General features: G+C 54.0%; 16 protein-coding genes. 7 read left to right on the forward strand and 9 right to left on the reverse strand.

What is annotated here, in order from left to right:
• The first annotated feature begins 9 nt into the window (after positions 1-9).
• The 3 genes from HV157_RS03495 to lpp all read left to right on the forward strand — a co-directional run bounded on the left by HV157_RS03495 (position 10) and on the right by lpp (position 3,492).
• Entirely contained in the window at positions 10-1,155 is a 1,146-nt protein-coding gene (locus HV157_RS03495; protein WP_182268499.1) for a PLP-dependent aspartate aminotransferase family protein, read from the forward strand.
• Between the two features lie 377 nt (positions 1,156-1,532).
• A complete protein-coding gene (gene pykF / locus HV157_RS03500) occupies positions 1,533-2,945 on the forward strand; it encodes a pyruvate kinase PykF (RefSeq protein WP_014169744.1) in 1,413 nt (470 codons plus the stop codon).
• Positions 2,946-3,255: 310 nt separating this feature from the next.
• Positions 3,256-3,492 (forward strand): murein lipoprotein Lpp, encoded by a 237-nt coding sequence (gene lpp / locus HV157_RS03505; protein ID WP_001082307.1) that lies wholly within the window; start codon positions 3,256-3,258, stop codon positions 3,490-3,492.
• A 60-nt stretch (positions 3,493-3,552) separates the two neighbouring features.
• Here lpp and HV157_RS03510 read toward each other — a convergent pair whose 3' ends face one another.
• From HV157_RS03510 to HV157_RS03550, 9 genes are all read right to left on the reverse strand, one after another.
• Positions 3,553-4,566 (reverse strand): L,D-transpeptidase family protein, encoded by a 1,014-nt coding sequence (locus tag HV157_RS03510; protein ID WP_014169743.1) that lies wholly within the window; start codon positions 4,564-4,566, stop codon positions 3,553-3,555.
• 97 nt (positions 4,567-4,663) lie between these two features.
• Positions 4,664-5,080: a cysteine desulfuration protein SufE gene (sufE, locus tag HV157_RS03515; protein ID WP_025204370.1), complete on the reverse strand. Its 417-nt coding sequence runs from the start codon at positions 5,078-5,080 to the stop codon at positions 4,664-4,666.
• Positions 5,081-5,094: 14 nt separating this feature from the next.
• Complete coding sequence (gene sufS, locus HV157_RS03520; protein ID WP_073396626.1) at positions 5,095-6,315, reverse strand: cysteine desulfurase SufS; 1,221 nt, start codon at positions 6,313-6,315, stop codon at positions 5,095-5,097.
• On the reverse strand, positions 6,312-7,583 hold the full coding sequence (gene sufD / locus HV157_RS03525; RefSeq protein WP_182268498.1) for a Fe-S cluster assembly protein SufD: 1,272 nt from the start codon (positions 7,581-7,583) through the stop codon (positions 6,312-6,314). Before sufD ends, sufS begins: the two co-directional genes overlap by 4 nt.
• Positions 7,558-8,304 (reverse strand): Fe-S cluster assembly ATPase SufC, encoded by a 747-nt coding sequence (gene sufC, locus HV157_RS03530; RefSeq protein ID WP_020884365.1) that lies wholly within the window; start codon positions 8,302-8,304, stop codon positions 7,558-7,560. Before sufC ends, sufD begins: the two co-directional genes overlap by 26 nt.
• A gap of 9 nt (positions 8,305-8,313) precedes the next feature.
• Positions 8,314-9,804, reverse strand: a complete 1,491-nt coding sequence (gene sufB / locus HV157_RS03535) for a Fe-S cluster assembly protein SufB (RefSeq protein ID WP_020884366.1) — start codon at positions 9,802-9,804, stop codon at positions 8,314-8,316.
• An 8-nt stretch (positions 9,805-9,812) separates the two neighbouring features.
• On the reverse strand, positions 9,813-10,181 hold the full coding sequence (gene sufA / locus HV157_RS03540; RefSeq protein ID WP_008500631.1) for a Fe-S cluster assembly scaffold SufA: 369 nt from the start codon (positions 10,179-10,181) through the stop codon (positions 9,813-9,815).
• Between the two features lie 314 nt (positions 10,182-10,495).
• Positions 10,496-11,224 (reverse strand): MerR family transcriptional regulator, encoded by a 729-nt coding sequence (locus HV157_RS03545; protein ID WP_020884367.1) that lies wholly within the window; start codon positions 11,222-11,224, stop codon positions 10,496-10,498.
• A 188-nt stretch (positions 11,225-11,412) separates the two neighbouring features.
• Positions 11,413-12,633 carry a diguanylate phosphodiesterase gene (locus tag HV157_RS03550; protein ID WP_025204373.1) on the reverse strand — a complete coding sequence of 407 codons (1,221 nt, stop codon included), beginning with the start codon at positions 12,631-12,633 and terminating at the stop codon, positions 11,413-11,415.
• 341 nt (positions 12,634-12,974) lie between these two features.
• Between HV157_RS03550 and ycgZ the strand changes: the two genes are divergently transcribed.
• From ycgZ to fdhF, 4 genes are all read left to right on the forward strand, one after another.
• Positions 12,975-13,214, forward strand: a complete 240-nt coding sequence (ycgZ, locus tag HV157_RS03555) for a regulatory protein YcgZ (RefSeq protein ID WP_020884368.1) — start codon at positions 12,975-12,977, stop codon at positions 13,212-13,214.
• Positions 13,215-13,218: 4 nt separating this feature from the next.
• Complete coding sequence (locus HV157_RS03560) at positions 13,219-13,539, forward strand: hypothetical protein (RefSeq protein WP_020884369.1); 321 nt, start codon at positions 13,219-13,221, stop codon at positions 13,537-13,539.
• Between the two features lie 29 nt (positions 13,540-13,568).
• Positions 13,569-13,847, forward strand: a complete 279-nt coding sequence (locus tag HV157_RS03565) for a biofilm development regulator YmgB/AriR family protein (protein ID WP_014169732.1) — start codon at positions 13,569-13,571, stop codon at positions 13,845-13,847.
• 192 nt (positions 13,848-14,039) lie between these two features.
• Positions 14,040-16,190, forward strand: coding sequence for a formate dehydrogenase subunit alpha (fdhF, locus tag HV157_RS03570; RefSeq protein WP_040017283.1), 2,151 nt, complete (start codon positions 14,040-14,042; stop codon positions 16,188-16,190).
• The last annotated feature ends 30 nt before the right edge of the window (positions 16,191-16,220 follow it).

The following is a 16,220-nucleotide window of genomic DNA, read 5'->3' on the forward strand; positions in this document are numbered from 1 at the left end:
GAATACATGATGAAAAATCTGGCAACCCTGAGCGTACACAGCGGTGAGTTTAACGATCGGCATGGCGCGGTCATGCCCCCGATTTACGCCACCTCCACGTTTGCGCAACCGTCACCCGGCGAGCACACCGGCTATGAATATTCGCGCAGCGGCAACCCGACCCGCCATGCGCTGGAAACCGCCATCGCCGAACTGGAAGGCGGGACCCGCGGCTATGCCTTCGCTTCCGGCCTCGCCGCCATCTCTACCGTGCTTGAACTGCTGGATAAAGACAGCCATATCGTCGCCATTGACGATGTCTACGGCGGGACCTGGCGCCTGATTGAAAATGTGCGTAAACGTAGCACCGGCCTGCAGGTGAGCTGGGTCAAGCCGGACGATTTGGCCGGTCTTGAAGCCGCCATCCGGCCGGATACGCGAATGGTATGGGTTGAAACGCCAACCAATCCGTTGCTTAAACTGGCGGATCTGGCGGCTATCGCCGACATCGCCCGTCGTCATCACGTCATCAGCGTGGCCGATAATACCTTCGCATCGCCCGTCATCCATCGTCCGCTGGAAACGGGTTTCGACATCGTCGTGCACTCTGCCACCAAATACCTGAATGGACACTCGGACGTGGTCGCCGGACTGGCAGTTGTGGGGGATAACGCCGCGCTGGCGGACAAGCTTGCCTACCTGCAGAACGCAGTCGGCGGTGTACTGGATCCGTTTAGCAGCTTCCTGACGCTGCGTGGTATTCGTACGCTGTCGCTGCGGGTAGAAAAGCACAGTACCAACGCGCTGGCCATTGCGCAATGGCTGGAGCAACAGCCACAGGTCGAAAAGGTATTTTATCCGGGGCTGGAATCACACCCGCAATATTCGCTTGCCCGCAAGCAGATGGCGCTGCCGGGCGGCATGATTTCTCTGGTGGTGAAAGGCGATGCGCAACGGGCCACAGAGGTGATCCGCTCACTGAAATTATTTACCCTCGCCGAAAGCCTGGGTGGCGTGGAAAGTCTGGTCAGCCAGCCTTACAGCATGACTCACGCTTCGATTCCGCTTGAACAGCGGCTGGCCAACGGCATCGTACCGCAGCTGATTCGCCTGTCCGTGGGCATTGAAGATGCCAAAGACCTGATTGCCGACCTCAGCCAGGCGCTGAAAAACTAAGCAAAACGCGGCAGGTCACGCACCTGCCGCGATAAGATGTCATCTAACCTTAACGCCTTGATAACAATCTCATGTGGATCTGCACAGATTATTTTTGAAACGCTGTTTTCATTTTCCTTTTATCTTAAAATCAGCGTATAATGCGCGCCTAATCCCTGGTGAATGGTTTCAGCGCTTGGAATACAAAAAACAACGTACAACTACTCCTCTCCTTCGTTGGGCTGTCACTCAGGCACACTTTCTTCTGCACGCTCATTTGATGTCTCCTATCCTTAGTGCGTGTCATATACTCTTTTGCAACACAGGTTTGACTCCGCGGCGGTGCGCCCCCGGAGCGAGATTTCCATATCCTTCCCAACTTAAAGACTAAGACTGTCATGAAAAAGACGAAAATTGTTTGTACTATCGGCCCGAAAACCGAATCTGAAGAGATGCTGAGCAAAATGCTGGACGCCGGCATGAACGTTATGCGTCTGAACTTCTCCCACGGTGACTATGCTGAACACGGTCAGCGTATCCAGAACTTGCGCAACGTGATGAGCAAGACCGGTAAAAAAGCAGCCATCCTGCTGGATACCAAAGGTCCAGAAATCCGCACCATCAAACTGGAAGGCGGTAACGACGTCTCTCTGAAAGCGGGCCAGACCTTCACCTTCACCACTGACAAGACTGTTGTCGGTAACAACGAAATCGTTGCGGTCACCTATGAAGGTTTCACCAGCGACCTGTCCGTTGGCAACACCGTGCTGGTAGACGATGGTCTGATCGGCATGGAAGTGACCGCCATCGAAGGTAACAAGGTTATCTGTAAAGTGCTGAACAACGGCGACCTGGGTGAAAACAAAGGCGTTAACCTGCCAGGCGTTTCCATCGCGCTGCCAGCCCTGGCTGAAAAAGACAAACAAGACCTGATCTTCGGTTGCGAGCAAGGCGTCGACTTCGTTGCGGCATCCTTCATCCGTAAACGTTCCGACGTGGTTGAAATCCGTGAGCACCTGAAAGCGCACGGCGGCGAGAAGATCCAGATCATCTCCAAAATCGAAAACCAGGAAGGCCTGAACAACTTCGACGAAATCCTCGAAGCATCAGACGGCATCATGGTTGCACGTGGTGACCTGGGTGTTGAAATCCCGGTTGAAGAAGTTATCTTCGCGCAGAAGATGATGATCGAGAAGTGTGTTCGCGCGCGTAAAGTGGTTATCACCGCAACGCAGATGCTGGACTCCATGATCAAAAACCCACGCCCAACCCGCGCTGAAGCTGGCGACGTGGCGAACGCCATCCTCGACGGTACCGATGCAGTCATGCTGTCCGGCGAATCCGCGAAAGGTAAATACCCGCTGGAAGCCGTTGGCATCATGGCGACCATTTGCGAACGTACTGACCGCGTGATGACCAGCCGTCTGGACTTCAACAACGACAGCCGCAAACTGCGTATTACCGAAGCAGTCTGCCGCGGTGCGGTAGAAACCGCTGAGAAACTGGAAGCGCCTCTGATTGTGGTTGCCACCCAGGGCGGTAAATCTGCTCGCGCAGTCCGTAAATACTTCCCGGACGCGACGATCCTGGCGCTGACCACCAACGAAACCACTGCCCGTCAGCTGGTGCTGAGCAAAGGCGTGGTTGCGCATCTGGTGAAAGAAATCGCGTCTACCGACGATTTCTACATTCAGGGTAAAGCGCTGGCGCTGGAAAGCGGCCTGGCACAGAAAGGCGACGTTGTGGTCATGGTTTCTGGTGCGCTGGTACCAAGCGGAACCACCAACACAGCATCTGTTCACGTGCTGTAATAATTCCCGAACGAATTAATTTTCATAAAAAGCGTCCTCCGGGACGCTTTTTTTATTTCATGCATTAGCCAAAGTCATTCAAAAAGCAAATCGGGTTTCTCTATTTAATTGCGAATTATCTAAGATGAATCCGATGAAAAATGCCTTTTTTTACAGAGCTTTTTGCCAAAAAAGGGCCGATTCGATGCTTCTTTGAGCGAACGATCAAAAATAGGCGTATTCCCATCAAAAAAATATTCTCAACCTAAAAAACTTTGTGTAATACTTGTAACGCTACATGGAGATTAACTCAATCTAGAGGGTATTAATAATGAATCGTACTAAACTGGTACTGGGCGCGGTAATCCTGGGTTCTACTCTGCTGGCTGGTTGCTCCAGCAACGCTAAAATCGATCAGCTGTCTTCTGACGTTCAGACTCTGAACGCTAAAGTTGACCAGCTGAGCAACGACGTGAACGCAATGCGTTCCGACGTTCAGGCTGCTAAAGACGACGCAGCTCGCGCTAACCAGCGTCTGGACAACCAGGCTACTAAATACCGTAAGTAATAGTACCTGTTAATAAAATGGCGCACATTGTGCGCCATTTTTTTTGTCTGCGTCAAACCCCTACTGCGTCACCTTCTCACCGTCATTTTCCGCGACCACAGCGGATGTCCGACTGTTCTGTACTGACAACACGTTCTGACGCGCTGACGCGCCGTTATCGGCCGACACGGCTACCGGGATCCCCGCGCGGCGTGACAAGGCTTTATCGATAAGCGCTTTATCACTTCCTGACTGCGAGACAAACGTCGCAAAGTCTGCGGAATGCGAAATGGGTGTCATCTGGGGGTTTTCACCCTCAACCTGCGCCAGCGGACGATGCACTTCAATATAGCGTTTACCGTCAGGCTCAACGGAGAACTTCACCGGCTCATTAATGATTTGCACCCGCGTGCCGACCCGCACCTGCTCAAACAGCGCTTTGATATCCGGCGCGTTCATGCGCATACAGCCGGAGCTGACCCGCAGGCCGACGCTGTCCGGCGCACTGGTGCCGTGGATCAGGTATTCCCCGTGCCCCACGCCTAAACGCAATGCAAAGCGTCCTAGCGGGTTATTTGGCCCGGCCGGGACCACGGGCGGTAATTTAATGCCCTGCTCCAGAGAGCGCGCTCTGATGCCCGGTGTTGGGGTCCAGGTAGGATTAGGGATCTTCTGGCTGACCCGGGTGGTGGTGACCGGCGTTTCCAGCCCCAGTTGCCCAATGCCGAGCGGGAAAACCTGAACGATGTTTTCGCCCGGCGGGAAGTAGTAAAGCCGCAGCTCCGCCAGGTTCACGACAATCCCCTCACGGGGCGTGTCGGGCAACAGCATCTGCGAAGGGATCGTGATCACCGTCCCCGGCGCAGGGTTTACCGGCGCAATGGTATTATTGGCTTCAAGGATAAGCTGTGCTGCAGTATTAAACCGGCGAGCGATGGTCTGAAGTTTATTATCCCCTTCCTGTATCGTGTAGGTTTGATTTTGCCCAATCAGACGGCTGCCTGCGGGCGGCAACGGGTAATCCATCGCGCGGGCCGAATTAAGAGCACCGAGCGAACCCAGGAGTAATAGAGTTATTAGAGACGCGCGCTTCATGCTGAGATTCCTTATTCACTGGCCGGATGCCAGAAAGCTGAAAAACCAGCGAGGCGGGAACCACCTCGCGAAACAGAATGAATGCTGTTCTGTAAGTCTAGCTAAGGATTGCAGCTTTGGCGCGGATGGCGCGAATCATCGCTTCCAGCCCCTGGGAACGGGACGGGGTGAGGTGTTGGGTCAGGGCCATTTTTTCAAACCACGGGCGGACATCAAAAGCGACAATATCCTGCGCTGACATCTGGTGATAGAGAATAAATACCACCGCAATAAGCCCTTTCACAATCGCGGCATCACTGTCGCCCTGTAATTCGATCACGCCGTCGCGCGTCTGCTCCATCACAATCCAGACCTGGCTCTGACAGCCCTGAATAATATTTTCCGGGTTGTGCGCCTCTTCGCTGAGCGGCGGTAAACGCTGGCCCAGTTCAATGATATAGAGGTACTTCTCTTCCCAGTTTGCGCAACGCCCGAAGTTACGCAGTAATTTTTCTTTATCCGGCAAATCTGCCATCTTTCGCCTCTCCGTTAGCCCAGCAACTGGTGAATGCGTTTAAGCCCCGCCACCAGCCTGTCGACCTCTTCCGTTGTGTTGTACATCACCAGCGATGCGCGGCACATCGCCGGCACCTGGTAAAACGCCATCAACGGCATAGCACAGTGGTGTCCGGTACGCACGGCCACGCCGTAATTATCGAGGAAACTGCCCACATCGTATGCATGGTGTTTACCGAGATTGAACGCAATTACCCCCTGGCGGTCCGCCGGGCCATACAGGGTCAGCGCCGGTACGCTGGCAAGCTCCTGCAGCGCGTAGTGCATCAGCAGGTGTTCGTACTCCTGAATCGCGTCAAGGCCAACAGACGTGACATAGGCGATGGCCGCCCCCAGCCCGATAATCCCGCCGGTATTCGGCGTGCCAGCTTCAAAGCGCCACGGTGCGCGTGCGTAGGTGGTCCCCTCTGAGAGACTGACGGTCGCAATCATCGAGCCACCCCCTTCCCACGGTGGCATCGCCTGCAGAATATCTTCTTTCACGTACAGCACGCCAATCCCGGTCGGCCCATAGAGCTTGTGCCCGGAGAAGACGTAGAAATCGCAGTCCAGCGCCTGGACGTCGACCGCGTGGTGCATGACCGCCTGCGCACCATCAATCAGCACCTTCGCGCCGGCCTGGTGGGCTTTCTCAATAATCGCTGCCACCGGGTTCTCGGTTCCCAGCACGTTAGAAACCTGGGTCACGGCCACCAGCCGCGTACGCGCATCCAGCAACGCGTCAAGTTGCTCAAGCTGCAGGGTGCCATCAACGTTCAATGGGATCACCCTCAGTTGCGCACCGACACGCTCACAGAGCATCTGCCACGGCACGATATTGGCATGGTGCTCCATCTGCGTGATGATGATGTTATCCCCCGCGTGGACCTGTGCGTTGCCCCAGCTGTTGGCAACAAGGTTGATCCCCTCGGTGGTACCGCGCACAAACACCAGTTCCTCTGGCGAGCGTGCATTGAGGAAAGCGGCGATTTGGGTACGCACATTTTCCATACGCTGGGTCGCCTCCGCACTCAGGGTGTGGATCCCCCGGTGCACGGCAGCATAACCGTGGCGGTAGAATTCCGCTTCCGCGTCGATCACCTGATTCGGTTTCTGCGCGCTGGCCGCACTGTCCAGATACGCCAGGGGCAGACCGTTCACTTCACGGGTCAGAACCGGAAAATCTGCCCGTACTTTCTCTACGGGAAAACTCATGCTTCGCCTCCAGGCAGACGCTGCCCGATACGGGCCAACACCTGCTGTTTTAACAGGCCATCGTGCAGCGCTTCCGTCAGTTCAGCGGCAAACGCATAGATAATCATTTGCTGCGCCGCCTGCTGGTCGATACCGCGGGAGCGTAAATAGAACATCTGTTCGTCATCAATTCGCCCGACCGTCGCGCCATGGCTGCACTTCACGTCATCAGCATAGATTTCAAGCTGTGGTTTGGTGTCCACTTCCGCCAGGCGTCCTAACAGCAGGTTGTTGTTGGTCATCTGCCCGTCGGTTTTAATCGCGTGCTGCGCCACGTTAATCAGGCCGTTAAACACCGCCCGCCCTTTGTCGCTGACAATGGTTTTGTGCAGCTGGCGACTGTTACAGTAGCCTTTGTTGTGCTCAAGCCAGGTGCGTGTATCGCACACTTGCGTTTTAACCGGCATCGCCAGGCTGTTGATGCGAAGCGTTGTATTCTCGCCGTTAAGCTGCGTGCTGGTGTTGTGGCGCAGTACCGCGCCGCCCAGCAAAAAGCTGTGGCTGTATGCCGCGGCATCTTGTCCAAGCAGCATGTCGTTATGCGCAAAGTGGTGGCTTTGCGGGTTTTCAAACGCCAGTTTGATATGGTGAAGCTGGGCATTGGCGGCAACATGCATTGTCAAACGCGCACCGGTAAAGTGCCGGGCCTCGTTGAGGCTGACGTAATGCTCAATCACCGTGGCCTCCGCCCCTTCCGCCAGCTCAAGGTGGTGGCGGTAATGAGCCGTGTTGATCTCGTCGCCGTCTGCTCCCTGAGTGATGTGCATCAACAGCAGTGGTTTTACCGGACGCTGGTTACGCTTAACGCGAATATGCGTCACGCTCCGCGCCAGGCTCTCGGTGAGATGCAGGAAGACCTCGGGCTGTACCGGGGCGCTCAGGCTCTGACGGTCATCGTTAATGGCAATCTCAAACCCACAGTCCTGGGTGCTGTCACTCAGCTCAGGGCGGAACTGACCATCGACGAAGACCAGACGCACGGCATCCACGGTCAATGCCAGGGCATCGCGCTGCGCCGGGCTGATGGCTGCCAGGCGGGTGACAAACTCGCCGTTCAGCAGGCCATCAAGCGGCGTGTACTTCCAGTTCTCCTGCTTGCGTGACGGCAAACCGAGACGCAGCATCTGCTGCAGGTGCTGTTGCGCCTGTTCCGAGCGCGTATTGCCCTGCGCTTCAAACAGACGGTGCCACTGCTGGAGCGCATTACTGCTGTTCGGTAAGCCAGCCATAACCCTGCTCCTCCAGTTGTTTAACCAGCGTGAAATCACCGGATTTCACAATACGCCCCTGGTAAAGCACATGGACGTAATCCGGCTTGATGTAATCCAGAATACGCTGGTAGTGAGTGACGATGATGAACGCGCGTTTGCCGTCGCGCAGGGAGTTCACCCCGTCGGCGACAATCTTCAGGGCATCGATATCCAGACCGGAGTCGGTCTCATCCAGAATGCACAGTTCAGGCTCAAGGACCGCCATCTGCAGAATGTCGTTACGCTTTTTCTCACCGCCTGAAAAACCGACGTTGACAGAGCGGGTCAGCAGGTCTTCCGGCATTTTCAGCAACTTAATCTTCTCTTCCATCAGGTCCTGAAAATCAAAGCGGTCCAGCGCTTCCAGTCCGCGATATTTACGTACCGCGTTCAGCGCCGTTTGCAGAAAGAACTGGTTACTCACCCCCGGGATCTCCACCGGATACTGGAAGGCCATAAAGATACCTTCACCGGCCCGCTCTTCCACCGACATCTCCAGCAAATCTTTGCCGTTAAACTCGACCGACCCGTGGGTCACTTCGTAATCTTCGCGTCCTGCCAGCGTCGCGGAGAGCGTACTTTTCCCGGAGCCATTGGGCCCCATAATGGCGTGGACTTCACCTGGTTTGACGTCAAAATTGAGACCACGCAGGATCTCTTTGTCTTCCACGCTAACCTGTAAATCTTTAATACTTAACATGTGCTTTCCTTAACCGACGCTGTGTTCAAGACTAATGGCGAGGAGTTTCTGGGCTTCAACGGCAAATTCCAGCGGCAGTTCAGAGAACACATCCTTACAGAAGCCGTTCACAATCATTGAGATGGCATCCTCCTCACTGATCCCGCGCTGCAGGCAGTAGAAGAGCTGATCTTCCCCAATACGTGACGTCGTCGCCTCGTGCTCAAGCTGGGCGGTATTGTTACGGCATTCAACGTACGGGAAGGTGTGTGCCCCGCAGTCTGCGCCAATTAACATTGAGTCACACTGGGTAAAGTTTCGGGCATTGGTGGCCGTCGGCATGATTTTGACCAGCCCACGATAGCTGTTCTGACTGTGCCCGGCGGAGATGCCTTTGGAAATAATGGTCGACCGGGTGTTTTTACCGATGTGGATCATCTTGGTACCCGTATCTGCCTGCTGATGGCCGCTGGTCAGCGCCACGGAGTAGAACTCACCGATCGAGTTATCCCCACGCAGAATACAGCTCGGGTATTTCCAGGTGATCGCAGAGCCGGTTTCCGACTGGGTCCAGGACATTTTGCTGTTTTCGCCTTCGCACAGCGCACGCTTGGTCACGAAGTTCAGAATACCGCCGGTGTTGCCATCGCCCGGGAACCAGTTCTGCACCGTGGAGTATTTCACCTCGGCATCTTTATGGATGATGACTTCAACCACCGCGGCGTGAAGCTGGTAGCTGTCACGGACCGGTGCGGAGCAGCCTTCAATGTAACTGACGTAGCTGCCTTCATCGGCCACCAGAATGGTGCGTTCGAACTGACCGGTTTTTTCGGCGTTGATGCGGAAATAGGTCGACAACTCCATCGGGCAGCGAACGCCTTTTGGCACGTAGATAAAGGTGCCATCAGACGCTACCGCCGCGTTTAGCGCGGCAAAAAAGTTATCGTTACTCGGCACCACGGTGCCGATGTACTTTTTCACCAGCTCAGGGTGCTCGTGAATCGCTTCGCCGAAGGAGCAGAAAATAATCCCCTGCTCTGCCAGTTTTTCACGGTAGGTTGTCGCCACTGAGACGGAGTCAAAAATGGCGTCCACCGCCACCTCTTTCCCTTCGCGAACGGGCACACCCAGCTGGTTAAATGCCTCTTCCACTTCTTTGCTCAGGAAGCTGTTGTCCGCACCGGTTTGCTGCACCGCGCCAGGCTGTGAGGCGCAGGTATCGTCGCAACTCCCGCAGGATGGCGCAGAGTAGTAGCTGTAATCCTGATAGTTCAGCTTGTCATAATGCGCTTTCAGCCAGTGAGGTTCTTCCATTTCCAGCCACGCCCGGAAGGCGCTCAGACGAAACTCCAGCATCCACTCAGGTTCATTACGCTTGGCCGAGATCGCCCGGACGACATCTTCATTGATGCCTTTCGCCAGTTCATCGGTCTGCAGCTGGGTAAAGAACCCCTCTTTATAATTGAGGTGGCCGCCACTCCAGGTGTTAACATCACTCGTTGCTTCAGTATTACGAGACATAGTACCGCCTATACCCCAAAGCTTTCGCCGCACCCACATTCGTTCTGGGCTTTCGGGTTATGAAATTTGAATAACTGGTTTAAACCTTCACGTACGTAGTCCACTTCCGTGCCGTCAATAAACGGCATGGCCTGCAGGGCGACATACAATTTTGCGCCGTCAGTTTCGAATACCAGATCATCCTTCTCGGGTTCTGTGACGGTATCGAGCACGTAACCGAATCCTGCGCAGCCGGTCTGTTTCACCCCCAGGCGCACGCCGAGGATCTCTGGCTTTTTCGCCACCAGTTCGTGAATATGTGCCGCCGCCGCTGGCGTGAGCGTTAAGCCACGCCAGGCGAAGTCGGCAGGATTGAAGGTTTCTGAATGCAGTTCCATAGGTCCACCTCATCTAATAAGCCCCAGGGCATAACACCATGTTAGTGATAACGATTATCACTTCAACCCTCTGTCAGCAGGGGCATTGGGCTAAATCGCCCTTTTTGCATACTTTTATTAAGCATAGACCCTGTCAGCGGATGCGGGCGGGATGGATTTAATTGTTCAATACTTTGAAAAATAATGGGTTATCGAATCAGAAAAGCGGAGTAAAGGGGAAAAGTAAAATATGCATCGGAAATACCTATTTTTAAGATAGATTTTATCCAGGGGAACGACGAGCAAAAAAAAAAGGCCTTCAAGGCCTGCGGAAATTAATGATGAAAGGAGACAACAAAACCCTGTTCACGCCAGTGGTCAAGCAGTTCCTGCTGACGCGGCGTCGGCGCTTTACCGGTCCAGACGAAAATTCTTTGCCCAGGAAAAAGCTCCGGACGAGGGGAATCAATCGGGTCGGCCAGCACGTCAATATGCCACCCCTTCTGTGCCAGACGCGCAGCCTCAAGCCACAGGTGTGTCCGGTCATCGCACTCCCAGCCTATAAGCAGAGCATCTTTACCGGCTTTCTTACGTGACTCCGCCAGGCTCGCGACAGCAAACTCTATCAGCACACCGTCAAGCAGGCTCGCCATATGACGCACCGTATTTTGATCCTGATTCATTCGCTGACGAACGGGAGAAATAATATTATCGATAAGCGCATCCATCGCGTGATCGCGGCGGAACTCGCCTATTTTGGCGCGCAGCTTTGCCGGGCTGGCATAACGCAAAACCGTCATCATCTCTTCCTGGATTGATGCCCAGTTACCCTGAGTCATCACTTCTTTGTTTTCCAGCAAGCCTTTGACTTTGCCGACCGAAACGCCGCTTTTCATCAGGCGTTTGATCTCTTCAATACGCAGGATATCTTCATCGTCAAACTGACGATGGCCCCCTTCGCTTCGCTGCGGCTTCAACAATCCATAACGGCGCTGCCAGGCACGCAGCGTAACGGGGTTGATACCGCATCGTTCGGCCACTTCGCCGATACTGTAATAGGCCATTAACTCCCTCACGCTTAGAACTTCCATACCCAACCAGACCAACCTTATCAGATTGTACAAACCATTTGTATAACTAAGGCCTCTTTTTGAGCGGGTGAAGGGTATACAAGTTCCTTCACCCGTTAATGTATTGTTGTACAAATTTTGCCGCGCGTACAGTCAAGCTTGCAGGTTTATGTACAGCTTTCTCAAAATTCAAACTTCTTCTCTGGCCACGCGATCGCCGGAATTCCCCCGTGACGCGGGCTGGCAAACAGGTGCCCCTGGAACTGGGAAATGCCTGCAGACTCCAGCCACATCCACTCTTCAGGCTTCTCAACGCCGACGGCACAGAACTGGATCTCCAGCGAGGAACAGCAGGTGATAATCGCCTGAATGATGGCCTGCCGCGGGCCGCTTTTGTGCACATTCGCGACCAGATCGCGGTTAATCTTAATTCTGTCAGGCTGGAATTGCGCCAGTAACTGCAGACCGGCAAAACCGGCACCAAAGTGATCGATGGTTACGCTGATACCGGCACTTTTTAGCTGCCTGACCGAATGGGTAAACTCTTCAAAACGGGAAATCGCTTCGCTCTCGGTGAATTCCACCACAATCTGCTCCGGCACAAAGCCATTCGCGTCAATGGCCGTCAGCAGGAAATCCACGGCGCCAGGCACGTTGACCAGCGTCATGGGCAGCAGGTTAATGGATAATGTCTGATCCTGTAATCCCAGAGCGCTCGCCATGGAGAGCGCAACCTGCTTGCTTTTCAAATCAGAGGCGTACACCTCTTCACGAGGAATTTGGGCAAAATAGGCCCCAGGCGATTCACCGGTGGGCGTGCGGATCAAGGCCTCCCAGGAGACGACCTGCTGCATAAACGGATCCACGATAGGCTGGAACGCAAAGCTGCAATCCGCGCCTTTAGCCACCACCTCCGGTTGCGCCGATAAAGGCGTCTCTTCCGGGATAAAATCCCAGGCATCTGCAGGCGGCAGTTCAAAATAGTTGGCTTTCTCCGTGGCCTCCACGAAGGTGCGGAAAAACTGCAGGGCGCGATCGCTATATGTCAGCTGATACCTACTGGTGCCTTTGTCGAGAACCTGCTGAAGCACCTCTTCCCTGTCGAACTGACGCAAGTCAAAAAGCTCCATGCCAACCTTGCCGAAGCGTCGGGAGGGGCCGTGATCGCGCATCAGCTCCACCACGTTATGGTGGCGCGTGTCCTGGCAAATCTGCTCGTAAATGGATGAAACGTTTTCCGCTGGGCCTTCGAGCAACTGAAAAAAATGCGTGCCGTTAAACAGCAAGATCCCCGTGACATTGGATTGCCGGTTTTTACTATTTGCAGCAGCTACCATGTTTTCCAGCGCTTTCACTGGAACGTCCTCGCAGATATGACTGCGGTATATGATGGTTGTAAGCATGCTTATCCTGAAGGGGGTTAGGGGTTGGCCACAAAAACACGTCGGTAAACATCTGTTATAGCATATTAATTACGTGACAAATAATTTACATCTCAACCATTTACGGCACCTAACGCATCCGTTTCCTGCGTTGTACAACTTATCCATCACCGTGCGTATTGTACAATATATTCTGTAACGGAAATGCTTCATTTTTATGACTCAACAGACTGATAAACATAGAATTTATAAAATATATCACAATTATTTTAAAAAATTGTACATTTTCTATGTACAGATTTGGAAATTGTGTATACCTTAAATGTAACGTTAGTGATTACATTTTTTTACAGGAGCGAAACATGCAGCAGAAGGATTATGTCGCAGATTCAGCAGCAGCGATCGCGCACTACTTCGAGAAGGCCGCGCTTCCTACCCAACAGGAGACGCTCGGTCAGGTCGTGGTTGAGATTCTTAGCGACGGGCGAAATCTGAATCGCAAATCGCTCTGTACCAAACTCTTAAGCCGCCTCGAAAAGGCCGATGGGCCTGAAGAGGAACAGCATTACCACATGCTGCTTGGTCTGCTTTTCGAACGGTAATGTTATGAACAGCAGTGATGCAGACCGACTGATTGACCAGCTTATCGGTGAAGCCGTTCTTTCTCTTTTGAAAGAGCGAGGCCCCGTCACAACCGAAGCTCTGGTTCAGCGTCTGCGGGATATGAAAGCGCATGAAAAGGATCCCCAGCGGCGGGAGACACTTGCGATGGTGATTGCCGATATCGGTTCAAACAACATCGCCCTGAAACGTCGCAGAACCGCGCAAGGACGAACGGATAGAGAGGGATCTCTCAACGTTAAAAGAGACAATGTAGTGCCGTTATTTGGAAATGGAAAACCGTCCGATCCCAGAAAAATACATTGACTGCAATTTTACAGCTACGGTGAGAACAAATGAGACAAAATATTCAGCTTCAACCCGAATACCATTCCGCTTTTTTAGAAAGCGCGCTGTCGGAATATTTCCGTCACGCAGGCGATCGTTTTGCTGAAGAGTCCGCTGTTTTTTCTACTGCAGTACGCTGTGTTCTGGCTTCTGAAGGACACCTGTCCAACAAAGCGATCATTTTGTGGCTGATCCAGACGCTGGAATCCACAAACGACGTTGTGCAGGCAGATGTCATTCGTAAGACCCTGGAAATCGTTGTGGGTCACACCATGGACGATCTCTAAAAACCCTCCCCTCTGTGAAGGCTAACGTGTCATCGTCAAAACTGACGATCGGGCTGACGATGACACGTTCCCTCCTCGTATAACACCCTGTAAAACCTACAAAGTAAATATGGCATGGTTCCTGCTTACTCCCGTTTACGGGACTGGGCTACCCAGTCAACTTTGCTTCATTTCTTAACAGGTCTGTTATTGATGAAAAAAATCGCCAGCGTCTGCCCCTACTGTGGTGCAGGCTGCAAATTAAACCTTGTCGTCGAAAATAACCGTATCCTCCGTGCCGAAGCGGCCGAAGGCGTAACAAACCAGGGCACCCTGTGCCTGAAAGGCTTTTATGGCTGGGACTTCCTGAACGATACGCGTCTGCTTACCCCCCGTCTGACTCAGCCCATGATCCGCTACCACAAGGGAGAGGCTTTTACCCCCGTCACCTGGGAAGAGGCGATCCGCTATACCGCCCATAAACTCAGGAGCATAAAAGAGCAGTATGGCCCGCGGTCCATCATGACCACCGGTTCCTCCCGGGGAACAGGGAATGAAACGAACTATGTGATGCAAAAATTTGCCCGTGCGGTACTGAATACCAACAACGTGGACTGCTGCGCGCGCGTCTGTCACGGCCCTTCTGTTGCCGGGTTACAGGAAACCCTCGGCAACGGTGCAATGAGCAATTCCATTAACGATATTGAAAACTCAAAATGCCTGCTGGTGTTTGGCTATAACTGCGCCGATTCACACCCCATCGTCGCCCGTCGGGTCTTAAAAGCCCGCGAAAATGGCGCGAAAATCATCGTCTGCGATCCCCGTCGCATTGAAACCGCACGCATTGCCGACCAGCACCTGCAGCTGAAAAACGGCAGTAACATGGCGCTGGTCAATGCGTTTGGCTATGTCCTTCTGGAAGAGGAGCTGTACGACAAAAACTACGTCGCGCGCTTTACCGAAGGGCTTGACGCTTATCGGGAAACGGTTAAAGACTACGCGCCCGAAAACGTCGAACATCTCACCGGCATTCCAGCCCGGGATGTGCGTCAGGCGATGCGGACGTTCGCGGCTGCGCCTTCCGCCACCGTCATGTGGGGCATGGGCGTAACGCAGTTTGGTCAGGCTGTAGACGTGGTCAAAGGTCTCTCCAGCCTGGCGCTGCTGACCGGAAATCTTGGTCGACCTGCCGTCGGCGTTGGGCCAGTACGTGGTCAAAACAACGTTCAGGGCGCGTGTGATATGGGCGTTCTGCCCAATATGTTCCCGGGGTATCAGGACGTTACGGACCCGGCGGTCCGGCAGAAATTCGCCACTGCCTGGGGAATCGATGTCGGGATTATGGACAAAGAGGTTGGAACGCGTATCACCGAAGTCCCTCACCTTGCGCTGGAAGGTAAGGTAAAAGCCTATTACATCATGGGCGAGGATCCGCTGCAGACTGAAGCCGATCTGGGGCTGGTGCGCCGCGGTTTTGAAGCACTCGATTTTGTGGTGGTTCAGGACATCTTTATGACGAAAACGGCGGAAGTGGCGGATGTTCTGTTACCTGCCACATCGTGGGGAGAACACGGGGGCGTCTTTACCTGTGCCGACCGCGGTTTCCAGCGTTTCGGTAAAGCCATTGAGGCCAGCGGCAACGTGAAACGTGACTGGGAGATCATCAGCCTGCTTGCTACCGAAATGGGCTATCCGATGCATTACGCATCCAACCAGCAGATCTGGGACGAGATGCGCGAGCTCTGTCCGCTGTTCTATGGCGTGACATATGAAAAAATGGGTGAAATGGGCCATGTGCAATGGCCGTGTCCAACGCTCGATCACCCGGGGACGCCGTATCTCTATAAAGATAACCAGTTCGATACGCCGAGCGGCAAAGGCCAGCTTTTTGCGTCTGCCTGGCGCGCGCCTGCCGAGATCCCGGACGAAACGTATCCGCTGGTGCTCTGCACCGTGCGCGAGGTCGGCCACTACTCCTGCCGTTCAATGACCGGCAATTGCGCCGCGCTGCAAAGCCTTGCCGACGAGCCAGGCCGTGTACAAATGAACCCCCTTGATGCGGACAACCTGGGCATTAAAGACGGACAGCTGGTGTGGGTGCATTCCCGTCGGGGCAAAGTCATTACCCGTGCCAGCATCAGCGAGCGCATCAACGCCGGTGCGGTTTATATGACCTACCAGTGGTGGATTGGCGCCTGTAACGAACTGACGCAGGATAACCTTGACCCGGTCTCCAAAACCCCAGAAACCAAGTATTGTGCGGTTAAGCTTGAGGCAATTGAAGATCAACGCTGGGCGGAAGACTTTGCGGCGTCGTCTTATCAGACCATGAAGACGCGGTTAATCACGGCGGTGAACGTCTGAGGAAAAAGAGGCTCGCCACGGCGAGCCTCT

The sequence above is a fragment of the Enterobacter sp. RHBSTW-00318 genome (assembly GCF_014101375.1).
GTDB lineage: Bacteria > Pseudomonadota > Gammaproteobacteria > Enterobacterales > Enterobacteriaceae > Enterobacter > Enterobacter ludwigii.

Excerpts from the sequence above, each read along its gene's own strand:
- HV157_RS03510 (WP_014169743.1), bottom strand. The coding sequence starts at position 4,566 with ATGAAGCGCGCGTCTCTAATAACTCTATTACTCCTGGGTTCGCTCGGT.
- sufC (WP_020884365.1), bottom strand. The coding sequence starts at position 8,304 with ATGTTAAGTATTAAAGATTTACAGGTTAGCGTGGAAGACAAAGAGATC.
- sufB (WP_020884366.1), bottom strand. The coding sequence starts at position 9,804 with ATGTCTCGTAATACTGAAGCAACGAGTGATGTTAACACCTGGAGTGGC.
- HV157_RS03560 (WP_020884369.1), top strand. The coding sequence starts at position 13,219 with ATGAACAGCAGTGATGCAGACCGACTGATTGACCAGCTTATCGGTGAA.
- sufS (WP_073396626.1), bottom strand. The coding sequence starts at position 6,315 with ATGAGTTTTCCCGTAGAGAAAGTACGGGCAGATTTTCCGGTTCTGACC.
- lpp (WP_001082307.1), top strand. The coding sequence starts at position 3,256 with ATGAATCGTACTAAACTGGTACTGGGCGCGGTAATCCTGGGTTCTACT.
- HV157_RS03550 (WP_025204373.1), bottom strand. The coding sequence starts at position 12,633 with ATGCTTACAACCATCATATACCGCAGTCATATCTGCGAGGACGTTCCA.
- ycgZ (WP_020884368.1), top strand. The coding sequence starts at position 12,975 with ATGCAGCAGAAGGATTATGTCGCAGATTCAGCAGCAGCGATCGCGCAC.
- fdhF (WP_040017283.1), top strand. The coding sequence starts at position 14,040 with ATGAAAAAAATCGCCAGCGTCTGCCCCTACTGTGGTGCAGGCTGCAAA.
- sufE (WP_025204370.1), bottom strand. The coding sequence starts at position 5,080 with ATGGCAGATTTGCCGGATAAAGAAAAATTACTGCGTAACTTCGGGCGT.
- pykF (WP_014169744.1), top strand. The coding sequence starts at position 1,533 with ATGAAAAAGACGAAAATTGTTTGTACTATCGGCCCGAAAACCGAATCT.
- sufA (WP_008500631.1), bottom strand. The coding sequence starts at position 10,181 with ATGGAACTGCATTCAGAAACCTTCAATCCTGCCGACTTCGCCTGGCGT.
- HV157_RS03565 (WP_014169732.1), top strand. The coding sequence starts at position 13,569 with ATGAGACAAAATATTCAGCTTCAACCCGAATACCATTCCGCTTTTTTA.
- sufD (WP_182268498.1), bottom strand. The coding sequence starts at position 7,583 with ATGGCTGGCTTACCGAACAGCAGTAATGCGCTCCAGCAGTGGCACCGT.
- HV157_RS03495 (WP_182268499.1), top strand. The coding sequence starts at position 10 with ATGAAAAATCTGGCAACCCTGAGCGTACACAGCGGTGAGTTTAACGAT.
- HV157_RS03545 (WP_020884367.1), bottom strand. The coding sequence starts at position 11,224 with ATGGCCTATTACAGTATCGGCGAAGTGGCCGAACGATGCGGTATCAAC.